General features: G+C 60.9%; 17 protein-coding genes and 1 pseudogene. 8 read left to right on the top strand and 10 right to left on the bottom strand.

Going from position 1 to position 19,346, the window contains the following annotated elements; all coding sequences use genetic code 11:
* Positions 1 to 12 precede the first annotated feature (12 nt).
* The 3 genes and pseudogenes from ACWGS9_RS11790 to ACWGS9_RS11780 form a co-directional block, all read right to left on the bottom strand.
* A complete protein-coding gene (locus ACWGS9_RS11790; RefSeq protein ID WP_454505413.1) occupies positions 13 to 897 on the bottom strand; it encodes a cytochrome c oxidase subunit II in 885 nt (294 codons plus the stop codon).
* Between the two features lie 151 nt (positions 898 to 1,048).
* Positions 1,049 to 1,207, bottom strand: a pseudogene (locus tag ACWGS9_RS11785) (JAB domain-containing protein); the annotation flags it as partial.
* Positions 1,208 to 1,325: 118 nt separating this feature from the next.
* Positions 1,326 to 1,550, bottom strand: coding sequence for a helix-turn-helix domain-containing protein (locus ACWGS9_RS11780; protein WP_454505412.1), 225 nt, complete (start codon positions 1,548 to 1,550; stop codon positions 1,326 to 1,328).
* 596 nt (positions 1,551 to 2,146) lie between these two features.
* On the opposite strand from ACWGS9_RS11780, the gene ACWGS9_RS11775 reads away from it, so the two are divergent.
* Complete coding sequence (locus ACWGS9_RS11775) at positions 2,147 to 3,943, top strand: adenylate/guanylate cyclase domain-containing protein (RefSeq protein WP_454505411.1); 1,797 nt, start codon at positions 2,147 to 2,149, stop codon at positions 3,941 to 3,943.
* 129 nt (positions 3,944 to 4,072) lie between these two features.
* Here ACWGS9_RS11775 and ACWGS9_RS11770 read toward each other — a convergent pair whose 3' ends face one another.
* From ACWGS9_RS11770 to ACWGS9_RS11755, 4 genes are read right to left on the bottom strand one after another with little or no spacing between them, the layout of a single operon-like run.
* The gene (locus ACWGS9_RS11770) at positions 4,073 to 4,708 is read right to left on the bottom strand and encodes a hypothetical protein (protein WP_454505410.1); all 636 of its coding nucleotides are present in this window, start codon (positions 4,706 to 4,708) and stop codon (positions 4,073 to 4,075) included.
* Positions 4,705 to 4,998 (bottom strand): hypothetical protein, encoded by a 294-nt coding sequence (locus tag ACWGS9_RS11765; protein WP_454505409.1) that lies wholly within the window; start codon positions 4,996 to 4,998, stop codon positions 4,705 to 4,707. The genes ACWGS9_RS11770 and ACWGS9_RS11765 overlap by 4 nt, the downstream gene beginning before the upstream one ends.
* 11 nt (positions 4,999 to 5,009) lie before the next feature.
* Positions 5,010 to 5,186, bottom strand: coding sequence for a hypothetical protein (locus ACWGS9_RS11760; RefSeq protein WP_454505408.1), 177 nt, complete (start codon positions 5,184 to 5,186; stop codon positions 5,010 to 5,012).
* Positions 5,183 to 5,446, bottom strand: coding sequence for a hypothetical protein (locus ACWGS9_RS11755; RefSeq protein ID WP_140784488.1), 264 nt, complete (start codon positions 5,444 to 5,446; stop codon positions 5,183 to 5,185). Before ACWGS9_RS11755 ends, ACWGS9_RS11760 begins: the two co-directional genes overlap by 4 nt.
* 155 nt (positions 5,447 to 5,601) lie before the next feature.
* Here ACWGS9_RS11755 and ACWGS9_RS11750 point away from each other — a divergent pair, with 155 nt between their 5' ends.
* Entirely contained in the window at positions 5,602 to 5,865 is a 264-nt protein-coding gene (locus ACWGS9_RS11750; RefSeq protein WP_454505407.1) for a hypothetical protein, read from the top strand.
* A 725-nt stretch (positions 5,866 to 6,590) separates the two neighbouring features.
* On the opposite strand, the gene ACWGS9_RS11745 is transcribed toward ACWGS9_RS11750, so the two are convergent.
* Positions 6,591 to 7,490 carry a LysR family transcriptional regulator gene (locus ACWGS9_RS11745; RefSeq protein ID WP_454505406.1) on the bottom strand — a complete coding sequence of 300 codons (900 nt, stop codon included), beginning with the start codon at positions 7,488 to 7,490 and terminating at the stop codon, positions 6,591 to 6,593.
* Between the two features lie 117 nt (positions 7,491 to 7,607).
* On the opposite strand from ACWGS9_RS11745, the gene ACWGS9_RS11740 reads away from it, so the two are divergent.
* The 5 genes from ACWGS9_RS11740 (at position 7,608) to ACWGS9_RS11720 (ending at position 14,943) form a co-directional block, all read left to right on the top strand.
* On the top strand, positions 7,608 to 8,384 hold the full coding sequence (locus tag ACWGS9_RS11740; RefSeq protein WP_454505405.1) for an isochorismatase family protein: 777 nt from the start codon (positions 7,608 to 7,610) through the stop codon (positions 8,382 to 8,384).
* Positions 8,385 to 8,437: 53 nt separating this feature from the next.
* Positions 8,438 to 10,519, top strand: a complete 2,082-nt coding sequence (locus ACWGS9_RS11735; protein WP_454505404.1) for a hydantoinase/oxoprolinase family protein — start codon at positions 8,438 to 8,440, stop codon at positions 10,517 to 10,519.
* 17 nt (positions 10,520 to 10,536) lie between these two features.
* On the top strand, positions 10,537 to 12,339 hold the full coding sequence (locus tag ACWGS9_RS11730) for a hydantoinase B/oxoprolinase family protein (protein ID WP_454505403.1): 1,803 nt from the start codon (positions 10,537 to 10,539) through the stop codon (positions 12,337 to 12,339).
* 67 nt (positions 12,340 to 12,406) lie between these two features.
* Positions 12,407 to 13,711, top strand: coding sequence for an MFS transporter (locus tag ACWGS9_RS11725; RefSeq protein WP_454505402.1), 1,305 nt, complete (start codon positions 12,407 to 12,409; stop codon positions 13,709 to 13,711).
* Positions 13,712 to 13,956: 245 nt separating this feature from the next.
* Positions 13,957 to 14,943, top strand: a complete 987-nt coding sequence (locus tag ACWGS9_RS11720; RefSeq protein ID WP_454505401.1) for a GlxA family transcriptional regulator — start codon at positions 13,957 to 13,959, stop codon at positions 14,941 to 14,943.
* A 262-nt stretch (positions 14,944 to 15,205) separates the two neighbouring features.
* Here the strand turns inward: ACWGS9_RS11720 and ACWGS9_RS11715 are convergent, their stop codons facing one another.
* Complete coding sequence (locus ACWGS9_RS11715; RefSeq protein WP_454505400.1) at positions 15,206 to 15,337, bottom strand: hypothetical protein; 132 nt, start codon at positions 15,335 to 15,337, stop codon at positions 15,206 to 15,208.
* Positions 15,338 to 15,786: 449 nt separating this feature from the next.
* Here ACWGS9_RS11715 and ACWGS9_RS11710 point away from each other — a divergent pair, with 449 nt between their 5' ends.
* Positions 15,787 to 18,582, top strand: a complete 2,796-nt coding sequence (locus ACWGS9_RS11710) for a S10 family serine carboxypeptidase-like protein (RefSeq protein ID WP_454505399.1) — start codon at positions 15,787 to 15,789, stop codon at positions 18,580 to 18,582.
* Positions 18,583 to 18,942: 360 nt separating this feature from the next.
* Here the strand turns inward: ACWGS9_RS11710 and ACWGS9_RS11705 are convergent, their stop codons facing one another.
* Complete coding sequence (locus ACWGS9_RS11705; protein ID WP_454505398.1) at positions 18,943 to 19,101, bottom strand: phasin family protein; 159 nt, start codon at positions 19,099 to 19,101, stop codon at positions 18,943 to 18,945.
* Between the last annotated feature and the right edge of the window lie 245 nt (positions 19,102 to 19,346).

Below are 19,346 nucleotides of genomic sequence, written 5' to 3'. Positions count from 1 at the left end.
TCCGGGCCGTGTTCAGCGGGCCTCGACCGGTTCGAATTTTGCCGCGACGTCCAAACCGGACGCCATCGTCTTTGCTGACAGTGGATTCGCCGAGCCTGTTTGCTTGGGCGCCGACAACTGCGCGAAAGTCTGCTGCTGGCCGAGCCAGGCCAGATAATCCTGCTCGGTGTCGACCACCACCACGCCATGCATCAGCGGGTGCCCCTGGCCGCACAGCTCGGCGCAGAGAACCTGGAAGGTTCCGGTCCTGATCGGGGTGAACCAGAAATAGGTGACCGAGCCTGGGATCATGTCCATCTTGGCGCGGAATTCCGGAATGTAGAAATCGTGCAAAACATCGATCGAGCGCAGCAGCACCTTGACCGGCTTACCGACCGGCAAGTGCAGGTCCGCCGCCTCGACAACGACATCGTCCTGGCCATTGGGGTCGCTGGATACAATGCCGAGTGGGTTTTCAGCCGATACGTTACGGGTGTCGGACGTGCCGAGCTTGCCATCCTTGCCGGGCAGGCGGAAGCTCCACTGCCATTGCTGCCCAATAACCTCGATATCGGTCGCCTCGCTTGGAACATTGACGAAGCGGCTCCAGACAAACAGGCCTGGAACCAAAAGGGCCGTGACCCCGACGGCGGTAACGACAGTCAGCCACCATTCGAGGCGCCTGTTCTCCGGTTCATAGGCGGCGCGGTTGCCTTCGCGATGGCGGAAGCGGAACACGCAATAGGCCATGAAAAGGACGACGGCGGAGAATACGACGCCGGTGATCCAGAAGCTGATGATGATGGTGTTGTCGATATAGTCCCAGTTCGACGCAATCGGCGTCCACCACCATGGGCTCAGGAGGTGGAACAACACCGAGCCCACGACGATCAAAACGAGCACAAGCGCAATCGCCATGTCCCGTCCTCCGGTATTTCACAGGCGCGCGAAGCAGGCCAAGGAAATACCAGCCCGCATCATGCTCGATTTCCGGTTGAAATTCCAGAGCCGACTATCCGATGGGGAGAAGATGTTGTCCGCCTGCAATTTCGGACGTCGGACAAACGCCTCAAATCAGCAGCAGGCCCTTCATCGAGGCATTGCCCTTGCGGCCGATGATGATGTGATCGTGCACGGCGATGCCGAGAGGCTTGGCCGTATCGATGATCTGCCTGGTCATCTCGATGTCGGCGCGTGACGGCGTCGGGTCGCCGGAAGGGTGGTTGTGAAACTTCCTTCACCTATGTTCTATCTTATTGAAAAATATAAATAATATTGTTCGCATCAACGATGCGGGGGTGGGCGCTTGGGGGCGGTGCGGCAGGCTCTTCCGTCGCCAATCACGCTCACTCATCGGCGTCTACGGCCAATCGTGTTGACGCACGGCAGACCACCGTATTCTTTTGATCCCACGCCTCAAGTTCGTCAACCGGATACAACACCGCTTTGCCAAGCTTGACGTAGGCCGGTCCAATCCTCTTGGCGCGCCAATTTCGAAGCGTTCCAAGCGAGATACTGCCGCGATATCGCTCCGCCACCTCTTCAGCTGTCAGAAATTTCCTGTAATCCATCAGACTCTTCCAGATTTCCGGAATCGGGCCGAATGAGAAGGCTCGAGCACGTTCCCAATCCGCGGATAACGCAGTTACACAGACATGAGTGAGCATGTGGCCGAGGAATAGAAGCCACCGTGCGCGGGAGTAGAACCTGCGGATATCGCCGGATAGAAATCGGATTGACTGCTAACCCATTTGGAGGGTCGACCCTTATGCGCGGCATGAAAAGCGCGATGTAGCGCGCCCTTAAAGGTAAGTGATTGTTTTTATTGCCGACCGTTACCGGTCGCTCGCGCTCAGCGCTGCGCGATGAATGTCAACTTGAAAATCTGGACAAGCTTCGAGGCCGGGAAGGGCAGCTATGCGCCTCAAATGTCGGCGTAGAGGTCGGCTTCGCAGCTTCCTGAAAGCAGACCTTGCCGGCCATCAGGCTGGAGGTCGTGATTGCGCCACTTCCGGACTCTTTGCCAACGATGCCGCGAAGGTCGCGTCTCGACCCGCTTGCGGACACCGACCAATGGCTGGGGCTATCTTCCTTCAGCTTGACCGCCCTGTGCTGAGACGGAGCGGCTCTAGTCGGCTATAGTGGCGGGCTGGATGGGGAGGACGGCATGAGCGAGTCCCGAAAGCTTGCTGCAATCCTGGCAGCCGACGTTGTCGGATACAGCCGGCTCGCAGGTGCGGACGAGGATCGCATCCTGGCTCGGCTGCGGGCACTGCGCAGCGATCTGATCGATCCCACGATCGCCGTGCATCATGGTCGAGTGGTAAAGCGCACCGGGGACGGAGCCCTCGTTGAGTTTCGCAGCGTGGTCGATGCAGTACGCTGCGCCATCGAGGTGCAGAACGCAATGGTCGAGCGCAATGCGGGCGTACCTTCTGACCGTCGTATCGAGTTCCGCATCGGCATCCACATCGGCGACGTCGTTGAGGAGAGCGACGGCGACCTCATGGGCGACGGCGTCAACATTGCGGCGCGCCTGGAGGGCGTTGCTGCCCCCGGCACCATCTGCCTTTCGGAGGATGCCTATCGGCAGGTCAGGTCGAGGCTCGACCTCTTGGTCAGCGATCTCGGCCAAACCCAACTCAAGAACATCGCTGAACCGATGCGGGTCTATTCGTTGGAGGTCGGCGTTTCGGCCAAGGGTGGCGCCATCGCGGCTCAGGCTACGCCCGTCCAACCTGCCGCCGCCAGCCCGGCCGCGCCGACAGATCTCCCGGAAAAGCCTTCGATTGCCGTCCTGCCTTTCACAAACATGAGCCGCGACCCTGAACAGGAGTATTTCTCGGACGGCATAACCGAAGACATCATTACCGACCTTTCGAAGATTGCCGGGCTTATGGTGGTAGCGCGCAATTCGAGCTTTGCTTACAAGAACAAAAGTCCCGACGTCCGGACGGTTGGGCGTGAACTCGGTGTCGCATCAGTGCTCGAAGGCTCGATCCGTCGCGCCGGCAATCGCGTCCGCATCACCGCCCAGCTCGTCGACACCACAACCGGCGGCCATATGTGGGCCGAACGCTACGATCGCGACCTCACCGACATTTTCGCAGTTCAGGACGAGGTGACTCTCCAGATCGTCGATGCCCTCAGGGTCACGCTCCGGCCGGCTGAAAAGGCGCTTCTAGCGGATAGCCGTATAAGCAACGTCGAAGCGCATGACAGTTTCTTGCGCGGGCGCGAGCTTACGCTTGGATCAACTAAGAATCGCGACGTCTTTGAGCGAACGATTGCGGCCTTCAAGCGCGCGATCGAGCTCGACCCTGCCTATGCAGAGCCCTACGCAGGTCTCGCCTACGCCTATTGCCAGGATTTCCAGAACCATTGGGCCGACACACCCGACGCACTTGGTCTAGCCGCTCACTTCGCCGCGCAGGCGATCGAAAAGGGTCCCAACGAGCCGTATGTGCATTGCGTCGCCGCTATCATCACGCTGTGGCAACGCGACCTTGTGGCGGCGAAAGCTGCGGCGGAGAAAGCCTTGGCGCTTAACCCGAACTACGCCCTTGCTTACGGCACGAGTGGCATGATCGAGGTCTATTTGGGGAATCCACTGTCGGCGATCCCATACATTGATCGTGCCATGCGCCTGGACCCGGCCTTCACACATCAATACCTGCACTTCCTCGGTTCAGCCTATTTGGTGGCCGGTCAATACGATGCCGCTGCGACTGCCTTGCGCGAGCGGATCCGTCTTACGCCGAAGACCGACCTGTCGCGCGCCTTCCTTGCTTCCGCACTTGGCCACCTCGGCGAGTCCGGCGAAGCGCGGCGCGTCTGGCACGATCTGAGAGACATAAACCCGAGATATTCCTTCGAAGAGCACTTGGCTCGGTTGCCGTTTCAAAACCAAGCCGACGGAGAGAGGATCAGAGAGGGTCTGGCAAAAGCGCAGCTTCCCGACTGAGCGCGACGCGCCACCTCGCCGCAGTGCCCATTGTTAGCGACGGAGCATGCCGGCGCGCTGCCACCGACGGGCTTGGCGAAGGAAAAGGCCGAATGGCTGAAACCAGGGTTGGTCGGTCTCGTGAAGTTCCTAAAGGGCGAGGAAAAGCTTCGTCACGCGTCTCTCAAGGACTTTAGGGAAGAGGACGTTCGCAGTAGCCACAAGCGCCGCCGGCTTTTCTGGCCAGTGGAGCGATTGGCAAAGAAACTCCGGCACCTTAGGCCGTTCGGGCAGTGGCGGCGGAACTTCGTCAGGGTCATGCGCCTTCGGCCCGAGCGCGTACCTCAGATTCACGGCAGCAAGAAGGGCATAAGTGGTCAGGTCTTCCGTCGCAAAGACTTCCTCCTTGGAGAGAGTCTTGTCCTTGGACCTCGGGTGAAAAAAGTGGTTCTTGCCGCCTTCGGTCCAAAGCAGGATAGAGTGAACCAGATTGTTTCTTACCGGCTGTATAGCCCGCATGACGACGTCCAATTCTTTGAACAAAAAGGCGGCTTCAGGTGTGACGGTATTGAGCTTGATCAGTTCTTTGATGCGCTCCCGACGATCTGCAGCGCTGAGCTTGAAGACAATTGGGACAGCTTCTTCCGGGGTGAGGCGCAGGAGTACGCGCAGGCAGTTGCCTATCGTGTGCTCGATCAGGGACCAGCGCAGCGTGAGTTGCCCTATTTTTTGGAAATCCGCCGAAGCAAGCACTTTTTCGTAGCGAAGAAAATCTGTCGGGATCACGCCGCCCCCTCCGTCTCGCTATCCTCGTCCAACTGGCGGGGCACCGGCAGGTAAGCGTTTGCCACAAGCCATTCCCCCACGATCGTTTCTACCAGATCCGGCTTTGCCGCGCCCATCTCGGCCGCCAAGCTGGTCAGGGCGTCGTCGGTACGCGCGTCAAGGCTGATCCCACCGACGTTCCGGAGCACCAGCGCCGCCCGTCGGAGCAGCACCTGTAGGTCGGCGCGCTCAGCTTCAGCGATGTGGTCGGCGGCCCTTTCCAGTTCATGCACAAACTGATGACGGGACATCTGCTTCGCTCCTAGAGGAATTGCTCACCTTCGCCGCGGTGCCCAAAGCAGAACCAGTGCGGCGCCTGCTTCGGCTTGGCGAAGCCCCAACCGGCATCTTTGCTGCAGCCGTCATGCTCGCAAACATGATGCTGCACACCAGGCGGCGTGGCGTATTCCGGCTTGGGCAGTCTGATTTCATCGCTCATTCCATGTCAGGCACGTCGCCGCTCACAAACAGGGTGTTAGGCGGGCCGTAGTCCCCGAGCGCAGGATCGGCATCCCGACTCCAAGCGATGACGCCAACGTGCTTGCCAGCTAGTGCTTTCGCCGTCCGGATCGCCCGCTCTTCGCTCTGCTGATCAGTTGGGCCGTACATCGGAAATAGCTCTCCATCGTCGCCGCGGTCAAAGGCGACGACAACAATAAGCTTCGGCTTTTTCTGCTCTGGAAGGACGTGGGTCGACATTCAACGGCCCTTCCTGTGGCTGTCGGGCTAACAGTGAACGAAATGGGAACAAAGAGTCAAGCCGCCTCTTGACCACGCAGGAATATGTTCCTCATTTCAAGGGATGCCTGAGCAACCCGAGAAGTGGCGGAGAGGCGTCGCCTGGACCCTGACGCATGCCCACGACGCCGGGCAGGTGGCGGGCATCCGCTGCGCGCTGCAACGTCACGCGCTACTACAAGCCGCTCGAGTTGCGGGAGGTCATCGGCAACGTCACGATCGACGAGGTGCGGGATAAGGCTCGCTGCCAGAAGTGCGGCAGCCGCGAATGGATGAGCGCGCAGCTATTCCACGCGACCGGCGAGCAGGCCCACACGATCCGTTTTCGGAGACTGGTGGAAATCCGATGGGAAAAGCGAGTGATCTGGCGCGATGAGTAGAGCGGCCCGGCAGGTTGGCGGGCTAGGCCAACACACGCAGGGCCTAACCGGTGGGGACTCAGGGGCGAGACACGGCACCGGCCGACGAAACACCAGCGTCGTTAATTCCCGCGCGGTCTGGCTCTTGGTGGCAAGCTTTCACACGGATTTGCAGCCAATCTGGCGATTCGCCGATCTCTTAGCCACAGAGATTTCTTGCTTTCCAGTGTCTCATGGCAATCGTCATCAGCGGCCGATCGGCCTTGCATCGAGGCGATCGCATAGTCGGCTCTGTTCGTTCGATAGTCTTCTTTTTGGACAGACATCGCTTTCCTCCCGGTCCGCGGGCGTTTCCCTCCCTTAGCCTGGACGGAGACACTAGCTGCCGATGCATCGCAGGAGTCTACAAATTGAGGATTGTATTAAAATGATACACTTCGCTCCGCGCCCAGCATCAACGCTTCGGCGGGAAGCGAGCTTGCCGAAAACTGCCGTTAGCCGCAATCCTAGTCAGGTGTGGCGGGTCCCCGCAACCAATTTTATCATAAATCAATAACCGTCCCGGTCTAACCGGGGCGGTTTTTGCGTATTGCGTTTCTATGTTTCTAAAGGCCGCACTTCTCTCATCGTCATCGCGGGCAACCCACATAGCCTACCTGCAGCCTGGAATTTCGCAAAACCGCAGCCGGCAAGCTCTTTGATCTTTTTTGCAGTCTCAGTGGCGATACTGGGGACACTGATGGCAATCATCCGCGCGCCGGCAGGTGCTTGGCGACCTCGACGAAGTTCAGAACCGCCTTGGCGCGATTGGTACGCTTCCATACGAGCACCGTCTGGATGCGAAAGCCCGGATGCAGGATCGGCCGGACCTCGACGTTGCGTCCGAGAAAGTTGATTAGGCTCTCGGGATAGATAGTGATGCCGAGCCCTGCGGCGACAAGACCAAGCAACGCAAGCGTATTGGAAGCCTCCAACTTGATGTTGAGCGGGACACCTTCCGCGGAAAACATATCGTCGAGCCGCCAACGATATGCCTCCCATTCGATCATGTCCCCAAGAATAAGATCTTCTTCGGCAAGGTCGGCAGGGCGCACCTCATGAAGCCGTGTGAGGCGGTGATTTCTTGGCGTCACCACATAAAGTGGGTCCTCCGACAGGAGCAGCGAGTGGAAATCACTGTGATCGAACGGACCGATCATGTAGCCGATATCGACTTCGTCATGCGCCAGCGCCACTTTCTGGCCCTGAGTGCGGATATAGCGGAGGCTGACGTCGATGTGCGGATAAAGCCGTCGGTACCGCGATACGGCGAACGGCATAAGTTCGGTGGCGGCAAAGGCCATGTAGGCCACACGCAGGCTGCCGGTCTTGCCCTCCGCAACCAGGCGGGCCGCCTTCACCGAATTCGAATAGGTCTGCATGAGCCGGACATTTTGCTCGTAGAAGGAGCGTCCGGCAGGGGTCAGCGCCACCTCGCGCGTCGTGCGCTCAAAGAGGGCGAAGCCAAGTAGATATTCGAGCTTCTGGATGCGTCGGCTGAGCGCTGACTGGTCAACGTTCAACCGCTCGGCGCTGCGGCGGAAGCTCAGTTCCTCCGCCACGACGAGAAAGGAATGGGTAAGCTCCAGTCCCGCTTCGGTGTCCATTACCGGCTCCCGATCAATTGATGCGTTTGACGCATGAATAATTGGCCAAAGACCATTTCAGCTCAAGATCGAGACACGGCAATCTTTTGGCGGATAACCGATGGACGGAAATGTCCGATGGTCATCGGAGAGCAACGACGCCGCATTGCCGGCACAGATAGAGGAACCGTCATGAGCGACGTGGACAATAAGGAACTCGACCGAATGCTTGAGCAGGCGTTCGCGGCATCGACAAAAATCTACCAGGAACGCGGCTTTCAGCGCCGTGTCGGTTTCGGGAGCCGCCCGGCGCTGGTTAGCGTTGATCTGGCCAATGCCTGGACCCGGCCAGGCAATCCGTTCACTTGCGACCAGGATGCGATGGACAACGAAATCATCCCTGGCATGCAGAGGTTGCTCAAGGCCTGCCGCGCCAACGGCCACCCTGTCATTCACGTCACGACGGCTTACGAGATTACCGATCGCGATGCCGGTTTCACCGACATGGGTCTGTGGCACTGCAAGATCCCGATCGACGTCGTGAACCTGAAAGACAAGGAACTGTGGGCGATCGACTCCCGCATCGCACCGATCGAAGGCGAATACACGCTGCTCAAGAAGCGGGCGAGCTCTTTCCATGGCACCGGCTTGGCCGGCCTGCTCCGGGCCGCCGGCGTCGACACTATCCTGGTGACCGGCGTCACTGCGACGGCCTGTGTCCGTACCACGATCTGTGATGGCCTGGCCGACGGCTTCCGCACCATCGCGGTGCGTGAGTGCGTCGGTGATCGCGTTCCGGGCGCCGTTGCGTGGAACCTTTATGACATCGACGCGAAGTTCGCCGACGTGCACAGCGTGGATGAGTGCGTCGAGTATCTCAACACTGTCAACACCGCCCGCATTGCAGCGGAATGACTTGGCTGGCGCGTCTGTAAGGGACGCGCCTTCGTCTCTCGGGAGGAGTGAACATGGCACGCATCGGCGTTGACGTCGGCGGAACAAATACGGATCTGGTGCTCGAATGCGCCGGGGGGGTGTTCTACCACAAGGTTCCGACGACCTTGAAAAACCAGTCCATCGGTGTGGTCGAAGGCGTCAAGGCCATTTGCGGCCTGGCCGGGATCGAGCCGTCCGAGGTGGATGTCATCGTCCATGGGACGACCACAGCGACCAACATCACGATCGAGCACAACGGCTCTGAAACCGGAATGCTGACGACGCGCGGCTTTCGCGACATCCTGCACATCGGGCGGCACAAGCGGCCGTACAATTTCTCACTTCACTTCATCGTGCCATGGCAAACCCAGCCACTGGTGAAGCGTCGCAACCGCATCGCTATCTCAGAGCGCATCCTCCCACCGCGCGGCGATGTCGAGACGGCGCTTGACGAGAACGAGGTGCGCGAGGCGACCAGGCTCTTCAAGAAGCGCGGCATCAACTCGGTCGTGATCGGCTTCATGTTCTCGTTCCTGAACGATGCCCACGAGCGTCGCGCCAGGGACATCGTGCTCGAGGAGATGCCGGATGCTTATGTGACGCTGTCGAGCGAGGTCGCCAACGTCATGAGGGAATACGAGCGCTTCTCGACCGCGGCGATGAACTCGTATGTGGGCCCGAAAACCGCGTTCTATCTGCGCGATCTGGAATCGAAGCTGCGCGAGGCTGGCGTGTCGTCCAAGCTGCGCATCATGCAGTCGAACGGCGGCGTCTCCACGGTCGAGGCCTGCGCGACGCGCCCGGTGCGCATACTGATGTCCGGTCCGGCCGGCGGGGTCATCGGCGGCGCTTCGGAAGGCGAGATGGCGGGGGTGAGAAACATCATCACCGTCGATATCGGCGGCACCTCGGCCGACATCAGCACCATTCCGGACGGACGGGTCAAGATCATGAATCCGCGCGACACCTACGTGTCCGGCCATCCCGTGCTCACTCCGATGATCGATCTCGTCACCATCGGCGCCGGCGGCGGCTCGGTCGCCTATATCGACGAGGCGGGCGCCTTCAACGTGGGTCCGCGTTCGGCGGGATCAGAGCCAGGCCCAGCCTGCTATGGCCGCGGCGGCACGGAGCCTACGGTTACCGATGCCCAGATCGTGCTTGGCCGGCTTGATCCTGACCTGGTGCTGGGCGGCGACCTGAAACTCGACCCTGCGCTTTCAAGGGCAGCGATCGAGCAAAAGATCGCCAAACCGCTCGGCCTGTCGGTGACGGACGCGGCGCTTGGGATCATCAAAATCATCAACAACAACATGGCCCTCGCCATCCGCTCCAATTCGGTTGCGCGCGGCATTGACCCGCGCCAGTTCTCGATCCTGCCGTTTGGCGGAGCCGGGCCGCTGCACGGTGTCGCGCTGGCGGAGGCGATCTCTGCGCGAGACGTGATCGTTCCGGTGGCGCCCGGCATAACGGCAGCCGTTGGCCTGTTGAAGACCGACTTGCAATACGAGCAGACCGAGGCGGTCATCGTCGAGCTCAACGCGGCCAGCGATGCGCAGCTCGAGCGCATCAACCGCGCCGCCGCGGCGTTGCGCGAGCGGGTCGTGGCGGACTTGGACGCGGACGGCATCGCGCGGGACCAACAGAAAGTCGAGATCGCGGCGGAATGCCGCTATCACGGCCAGGGCTTCGAACTGCGCGCAAAGATGCCGGAAGCATCAGTCACGCAAGCCAACAAGGCCGTGATCATCACCAGCTTCCACGACCAGCATCAGCTCGACTACGGCTACAGCTATCGCGAGCAGGAGGTGGAACTGATCACCTTGCGCGCCATCGGCCGCGCCGCCGTGAAACGCATCGCGATCCCGAAGGTGAGACCCACAGACGGTTCGAGCATCGACCGGGCGCTGATGTTCGTCCGGGCGACGACCTTCGACGACGGCCGGATGCTGGAGACGCCCCGCTACGATCGCACGAAGCTTTACGCGGGCGACAAGGTGAGCGGACCGGCCATCCTCGTCCAGCACGATTCAACGACTCTAGTGCCGCCCGGCTACGTCGCCGAAACGCTCGAATACGGTAACACGCGTGTCCATCGCGCCGGCGTGGCTTGAGAAAAAGGGAGGAAATCATGATCAGCATGGCCCAGGCCGTGGCGCTCAAGGGGACGCCGGCCGAAATCGATCCCATCACGCTGCAGGTCATCCGCGGGTCGTTCGAGACCATCGCCGAAGAAATGGCGCATGTGCTCTACCGCATGTCCTTTTCCTCGATCATCCGTGAATCCGAGGATCTCGGCGCCGGTCTGTTCGACGTCGAGTTCAACACGCTGTGCGAGTCGGAATCGACCCCGATGCATATCGGCTCGATCCCTGGCTACCTGCGCGGCATCCAGACAACGCTAGAGGATGGCGAGTGGTACGAAGGCGACGTGGTCGTCCATAATCATCCCTACCACGGCTCCAGCCACACGCCTGACCTCGCGATCGTGGTGCCCGTGTTCTGGCATGGTCGACTGATCGGTTTTGCCGCCAATACCGCCCACCATGTGGATATCGGAGCGGCGACGCCCGGCCTCATCATCGACGTACCGGATGTCTTTGCCGAGGGCATGCTGTTTGCAGGCACCAAGCTTTACCGCAAGGGCCAGCCCAACAATGCCATGTGGAACTTCATCCGCAACAACAGCCGCGCGGCCCAGCAACTGGTGAGCGACATCGAGGCCCAGGTCGCTTCGGCAAGACTAGGCGCGAAGCGCTTCGTCGAGCTGATCGAGAAGTTCGGCGAAGACACGGTCTTCCAGGCGGCCAGCCAGCTGATGGACTATGCCGAACGCATGATGCGCCAGCGCATCCGCGACATTCCCGACGGCGAATATACGGCCGAGGGCTGGCTCGACGACGACGGGCGCAATCGCGATCAGCGCTTGAAGGTCAAGGTCACCGTCCGCGTCAGGGGCGACGAGCTCGACGTCGATCTCACCGGCTCGGCCGACCAGACGCCGACCGCCTACAATGTGCCTTTCGAGGGTTCGACCAAGGTTGCCGCCTATGCGGCTTTCCGCAAGCTTCTATTAGATGCCTACACATCCGACGTGCGCGTGCCCTCCAACGAAGGTTCGTTCAGGCCGATCAACGTGATCGCGCCGCTGGGCTCTATCTTCAACCCGAAGCCGCCGGCATCCGCGGAGGCGCGCTTCACCCAGTGCAATCGCATGATCGATCTGATCATCCGCGCGCTGGCGCCCGTGATGCCGGATACAGTGATCGCAGGTAGCTCGGCGTCGATCTCGTTCGCTGCCTATTCGGGCGTGCGGCCGAGCGGCGACTACTGGGTGTTTCTCGAAGTGAACGAGGGAGCCTATGGCGGTCGCCCGCGCTCGGACGGCCCCGACAGCATCGATAACCTGATGGCCAACACGCGCAACAATCCGCTCGAGGACTTGGCGATGCATATTCCGATGATCTGCGATCGCTACGAATTGCGCGACGACGTGCCTCCCGGCGCCGGGGAGTTCAGGGGAGGGCTCGGCGTGGTCAAGGCGCAACGCGTGCGGACCGATGGCTTCATCACCCATGAATCGGAACGTCACAAGGATGCGCCATGGGGCATCTTTGGCGGCACCGACGGCGCGGTCGGCAAATGCCTGATCTACAATGCGTCGACGCCAGGCGAGGCCCGCGAGATGCATTCCAAATTTTCCGGACTCGCCGTAAAGGCCAACGACACCATGGCCTATTTCAGCCCCAATGGGGGCGGTTACGGCTCGCCGCTCAAGCGGCCTGCCCAGAAGGTGCTCGAGGACGTGCTCGACGGCTTCTATTCGGCGGAGCATGCGCGCGATGTCTACGGCGTCGCGGTCGATGTCGAGCAGGAAACGGTCGATGTCGAGGTGACCGCCGCGCTACGGGCAGCGCTCGCAACAGCCTCATAGCACCCGCGAATTTACTCTTGGGCGTTCTGAAACACGCCCTGGTCCACGACAACAATGGGAGGAGAGCATGTTCGAGAATACCGCAAACAGCGCTGGTATGAGCGCGAAGGACGTACGCTACGCGACCTGGGTAACCCTTTTCGCCTGGGTTTTCGCGGTTTACGACTTCATCCTATTCGGGACGCTGCTCCCGGAGATTGGCAGGCACGAGGGCTGGAGCACTGCCTTTCAGGCAGAACTCGCGACGTGGATCGCCGTCGGCACGGCGGTGATTGCCTTGCTAGTTGGACCGGCGGTGGATCGTATGGGGCGCCGAAACGGGATAATCCTGACCGTCTCAGGGGCCGCTGTCTGCTCGGCGCTTACTGCGATCGGCGGCGGCTTTGGCAGCTTGGTGCTAGTGCTGATCCGCTCGCTCGGCGGCTTTGGGTATGCCGAGCAGACGGTGAACGCTACCTATCTCAGTGAACTTTATGCGTCAGCACCTCCCAGCGTGGTTCGACGCCGAGGCTTCCTCTATAGCCTCGTACAGGGAGGTTGGCCGATCGGCGCGCTTCTAGCCGCCGCGCTGACGGCAATCCTGCTGCCATTTATCGGCTGGCAAGGTTGCTTCATTTTTGCGGCGCTTCCTTCTCTCGTGATCGTGTTCTTCGCACGCAGGCTGAAGGAAACCCCGCAGTTCCTGGCACACCAGCTGAAACGCAGCCAACCCGCAGGTCAAGATCGGGATCAACACGGGCTGCGCGCGACGCTGCGAGGCTCGACGCGGCGGACGACGCTGGTTCTTGGAGCCGCGTTCCTGCTCAATTGGTTTGCCATCCAGGTATTCAGCGTGCTTGGGACGACCGTGATCACCGACGTTCATCATGTCTCGTTCGAGAACTCGTTGATCGTCCTGATCCTATCCAATCTTGTCGGCTATCTAGGCTATCTCGCCTTCGGCTTTCTCGGCGACCGCATCGGCCGACGCAATGCGATCGCTTTGGGTTGGACCATAGCCGGCATATTATTCACCGGCATGCTGTATGCGCCGCATAGTCTCGGTCCGGTCATGGCGCTCTACAGCCTTGGTCTGTTCTTCCTTATCGGTCCTTACGCGGCGCTGCTGTTTTTCATCGGCGAGAGCTTCCCGACGACCATCAGGGCCACCGGTGGCGCGCTCGTTGCCGCAATGGGGCCGATCGGCGCAATTCTGGCAGGACTGGGTGCAACCTACCTTCTAAACGCTGGGTCGACATGGCAGCTTGCCGCGCTCTATTTCGGAGCCGTGCCGTGCTTCGTGTCCGGATTGCTGATTTGCGCTGCCCCGAAGGTCATTCCTGACGACGTCTCGGATGCTAAACTTAGTGGCGTGGCGGGCTCACTGGCTTGATGCGCACTTGACCTCTATCCGGGCTTGTTCAGACAGTAGCTCTGCAAATCTGCCGGCGTTTATAGGCGCGGAGGGAATCATGGGAGAGGGTCGCCGCCTCTCCCATCGATCATATTGCTGTGTTGCACACCATTCGACCTCACGATCGAGTTTGTGAAGCGGATTGATTTTGTCGAGGTATCCGCGGCGGCATAACGGACCGCCCTACCCAGCAGGCGCACTGCCGCTGAGAGCTCTGAAGAAAAATGGCTAAGAAGTTTGCGTTTCTCCTGGTTCGCGATTTCACGTTGTCGCCGCTTTCGCTGTTCATCGACACCTTGCGCCTTGCAGGCGATGAGGGCGACCGCAGCCGCAGGGTGGAGTTCGACTGGCAGATCGTCGGCGAACGCGGCCTGCCGATCAGGGCGAGCTGTGGCGTAGAACTGCTGCCGACCAAGGAGATTGGCAATCCGGAGGATTTCGACAACGTAGTCGTGGTCGGCGGCCTGCTCGACACCAACCGTGCCTTGAGTTCGGAAAAGGAAGCGTTCCTTCTGCGGGCCGCCGAGAAGGGGGTGCCCGTGACCGCGCTTTGCACGGGAAGCTTCGTGCTCGCGCGCTACGGCTTGCTGGACGGCTACAGCGCCGCTGTCAGCTGGTTCCACATCAAGGATTTTCGCGCCCAGTTCCCCGACGTGAACGCGCATGCGGACAGTCTGTTTTCCGTCGACCGTGGCCGCGCGACCTGCGCCGGCGGCACCGGCGCTGCGGACCTTGCCGGCTATTTCGTGTCGCAATTCATCGGCCAGAAGGCGGCGGAGAAAGCCGCCAAGATCCTGGTGCTGGACCGCATCCGCAACATCAGGGACGTGCAGCCGGTCGGCGACCTGTTTCCCGAGGCCGCGAGCCGCGCGGTGAAGCGGGCTCTGCTTCTGATGGAAAGCAATCTGCAGGAGAAGGTCCCGGTCACCGAGATTACCAGCCGGCTGAATTGCTCGCGCCGCCAGCTCGAGCGTCTCTTCGCCACCGAGCTGGGTACCAGCCCGATGGCCGCCTATCTGGCGCTGCGCGTGCACTACGCCAAGTCGCTGCTGGAAGGCAGCGACTTGGCAGTTGGCGACATCGCCTATCGCTGCGGCTTTGAAAATGCGGGGCATTTCAGCCGGGTGTTCCGCCAGCACACCGGCATCACGCCGACGCATCTTAGGCATCCCAACCGCTTGGCCCCAAGAGATGACCTGAAGCCGGCATAAGCCTGGGTCCTCTCGCACGCGGAGATGGCCCTGGCTGAGACAAAGCCCGCCAGAGTGCATATAGTTCGCCTGGGGTTCCTGGAAGCTTTTCGAACTTTCTTGGTTGCGCCGCAACCCGAATTGCGGGTGCTTATGGACAAAGTGGCACACTAGATTCGGTGTTTGGATAGTTTGGAAGTTATTGACCTTGGCAGGTGTGCCTCCTGATGGCACGCTCCTCAAAGTTCTCGACATTCTGAACGGCAGCTTAGCCGCATAGTCACTAGTCGGAACTCACCAAGCACATCACGACTGCCACCAACGTGGCGAAGGCCGCCGCAACGGAGCGTTCGTTTTCAGCGTTGGCGGCGTCCAGATACTGCTGCGCCGTGGGGAGGTCCGATGACAGCTTCACGATCTGCGCATCCTTCGCGACCACAACGCAACCTTGGCCGCGCAACTCGCCGAAGCAGACGCCCTTTCGGCCGCGCTCCCGCTCAACGTGACGGATTCCGCGTCGGCCGCGAGCTAACGATCCACGACCGTATGTCATTTCAGATGCGTTGCGTAAGAGTGTTTCGGCGTTTGTGGATCAGGGCAACCGCAACCGTGCGGTGTCGCGTCATTTGATAGCTCGATTTGGCATAGATGTGCCCTGGCAAGATAGCGGCCCACCCGGCTAATAGCGCCGATGCTCACGACTTGTAGGCTCTGCCAAACGGGCGTATGGTATTGTATGAATTTCTATATATTTCGGAAGTATAAAATAAGAATTTAGCAAATTTGAAAAGAAAGACATTCGCCGGGGCGGAGGGCAACCGAGGAGTATCGGTTGGCGTGAACTCGAGGTCTTGGAGGCCGGCGATGGCGAAGACGATCAACAACGGCCTCGGCTCTGGCACGCCTGTACCTGACCAGCCGTTCCTCGACATCACCGCTTATGGATCCGGGCCGGACGACGCTGTGTCTGACGCGATCGAGAACGCCGCGATCACACACCACGTGGTCGCGGTGAACGTGATTTCCATTCCCTACACCGCCACGGCCGGTCATCTCGTCGCGGTCGATCCGTCGAGTTCGAAACCCGCCGCCAAGGTCTTCTATGTCGCCTTTACAGCGGACGGCATGGACGCAACCACCCGCCCGGTGACCTTCTTCTACAATGGCGGACCTGGCTCGTCGTCGGTCTTCCTGCTGCTCGGCTCGTTTGCGCCCAGGCGCATCAAAACCAGCATGCCGGGCTTCACGCCCCCTCCGCCCTACACCATGGAGGACAATCCCGACAGCCTGTTTGACCGCAGTGACCTGGTCTACATCAACCCTGTCGGCACCGGCTATTCCGCGGCGATCGCACCCTTCAAGAACCGCGACTTCTGGGGAGTCGATCAGGACGCCGTCTCGATCAAGCAATTCATCAAGCGATACCTCAGCGCTTTCAACCGTTGGAACTCGCCGCGCTTCCTGCTCGGCGAATCCTACGGCACGGCCCGCAGTTGCGTGCTGGCCTGGCTGCTGCACGAGGACGGTCTCGACCTCAACGGCATCACGCTGCAGTCCAGCGTGCTCGACTATCCCGCCAATTTCTCCAACGCGGTCGGCCTTATGCCGACCTTTGCCGCAGATGCGTGGTTTCACAAGAAGACCGGCATCGAGCCGCTGCCAGCCGACCTCGCTTCATACATGGAGACCGTCACTCAGTTCGCGCAGGGGCCTTACGCCGCGGCGCTAAAGGCTTTCCCGAAGGCAGATCCTACAGCGGTGGAGACGCTGAGCCGCTATCTCGGCCTTTCCGCCGGCGAACTCGGCGGCTGGCGGCTGAACGTGGAGGCTGCCGACCGTCTCGGCCATTCCGCCTTCCTGGTCGAGCTTCTGCAGGACCGAGGCCTGGCGCTGGGCGCCTATGACGGGCGCGTGACCGGCATCGATACGGGCATATCGGCCATCGTCTCGCCCGACGGCGGCATGAACGACCCCACCATGGCGGCCGTGGGCGGCGTCTACACCACTATGTGGAATACCTATCTCAACAACGACCTCAAATTCACGGCCACCTCTAACTTCATCGACCTCAACGACCAGACCTTCCAGTTTTGGGACTTCAGTCACACCGATCCGACGGGCGCGGTGCAGAAGCCCGATCGCCGGGGCAATCCGACGCTCTATATGGCCGGCGATCTCGCGGCCACAATGGCCGCCAATCCCGACTTGCTGGTGCTTTCGGCCAACGGCTACTACGATTCGGTGACGCCCTTCTTCCAGACCAGGCTGACGCTGGACGCCATGCCGCTGAAGGACACCCAGGTCCGCGGCAATCTCGCGATCAGGAACTACTCCTCGGGACACATGATCTACCTCGACGGCGCCTCGCGAACGGCCATGAAAGCTGATCTAGCGGCCATGTACGATCGGGCTGTCGGCATGCGCCGCGCCCGCCTGCACGCAATGTCGGCGCTGTCGCGCGCGGTGCCCAACATCATCCGGCCCTATTTCAAGCTGCCCGGCATCGGTGATGTTGCCTTCCGTCCGGCCGCCGCCGGCGCGGAGCCGTGGAATGTGCCGGAACTGTGCCGGGCCTATGCCTGGCCGAGCGGCCTCGTGGGCGGTGGCGTCATCGCGATCATCGAGTTCAGCGGCGGGTGGGTGCAGAAGGATATCGACGCTTACTTCCGCTCGGCGGGCCTGCCGGTACCGACCATCGTCGATGTGCCGGTCGGAGCCGGCAGCAACCATCCGAACAAGCACTCCGGCGACCCGGCTGCCGACCCAGACCGCGAAGTCGCGCTCGACATCGAAGTCGCCGCCGCAGCCTATTCCGTCGCCACCGGCGATGCGGCAAGCATCCGCGTCTACTGGGCTGACGCCAGCGACTGGGGTGCGATGGCGACTGCGATCACCGCCGCCGCGGCCGACGGTTGCGACGTCTGCACTCTCTCGTGGGGGGCCGACGAAGCCAATTGGAAGGCGGCGGCTGCAATGGCAGGCATCGATTATCCCGGCAAGCTGAACAGGGCCGCGGAGGCCGCCACCAAGGCCGGGATGATCGTCTTCGCCGCCTCGGGCGATAACGATTCCTCGGACGGCGGGGCCGATCCTGCCAATGTTGACCTGCCGTCCTCCAGCCCGTTCGTCGTTGGCTGCGGCGGCACGATGAAGCCGCACGGCGCCAACGAGGAAGAAACCGTGTGGAACGACGATCCCGGCAACCCTAACGGCTCGGGAACGGGCGGCGGCTTCTCCAGTCTGTTCAGCCCCATGCCGCTATGGCAGGCGGGAGCTCCGCACGGCCCAGGTCGCATGGTGCCCGATGTCTCCGCCAATGCCGATCCCTATACGGGCTACAGCGTCTTCGTGCACGGCCGGCAGGAAGTGATTGGCGGCACCAGCGCCGTCGCGCCGCTCTATGCCGGGCTGTTTGCCGCCTTCGGGCGCAAACTCGGACTTGTGACGCCGCAACTGTGGCTGAACCATACCTGCTTCAACGACATCACCAGCGGCGACAACGGCTTTTTCCGCGCCCGCGTCGGCCCCGACGCGTGCACCGGCATCGGCACTCCCATCGCGGACAAACTGAGCTCGCTGTTTGAGGCGCCACGCAAGCCTGTTGACGAAACGGCGCGCCCAGCACGTCGCCGAGGGCGAAATACGACGACGGCTGCCTGATCTGCCGATGTTTCCAATCGAGTGGAGCACGGGGCTACATGAAAGTTGACATTTGACTAACGTTTCGGCGTCCGAATTCACTTTGGAAAATGCTTGCTGGGACTGGTCAACGCCCTGGTCGACAACAGCGCGTGCTTGCTCTCTAGCGGCGACTTCGATTGCGATCAGAAGCACCTTCTCATGCAGCACATGACTTTTACTCTTGGCCCAATTTTTGGAACGAGTAACGGTGAATAGTCATAGCGCTCGCCGTTAGCGCTTCGGTCTCGGGGTGCCTTTGGCATTAAGCAGCCTTGCGTCCCTTCAAAGCCTTCTCGAAGGCATCCTTGATCGGCTTGGACATGTCCTCGCTAACTCTTACTACCGCGGCCTGGATGCCTCTGGCTCGGCAGACTTTTCGATCTGCGTGCGCACGAAATCGGTCTGCAGTTCGACGAACTCGGACGGCGACTTTGCGGCAGCCGGTGCCTCAAGGTGCGTGAAGCCGGCCTCGACATTGTCCCTCAAAGCCGCAATCATCTTCAGGGACTCGGAGAGGCCGCTAAGCGCCGATATCGTTGAAAAAGTCGCGGGCTACGGTCGGCGAATAGTACTTAGATGCCTAGAATAGCCTTCCGGACGTCATCTGTTTTCGGAATCGATTGTCGTCCGGCCACATTCTTGCTGTCGGCCGTGGTACGCGCGACACCTCACTCGCTGCGGGAATTTCCGCCGGAGTGCGTTCCGAATGCGCCCCCTCGTCGGCGGCTATTCATGAAGGAAGT

It is taken from the genome of Mesorhizobium sp. Arg314 (assembly GCF_053714275.1).
The sequence above is the reverse complement of the archived record's forward strand: the minus strand, read 5'-3'. Positions and strand labels throughout refer to the sequence as shown.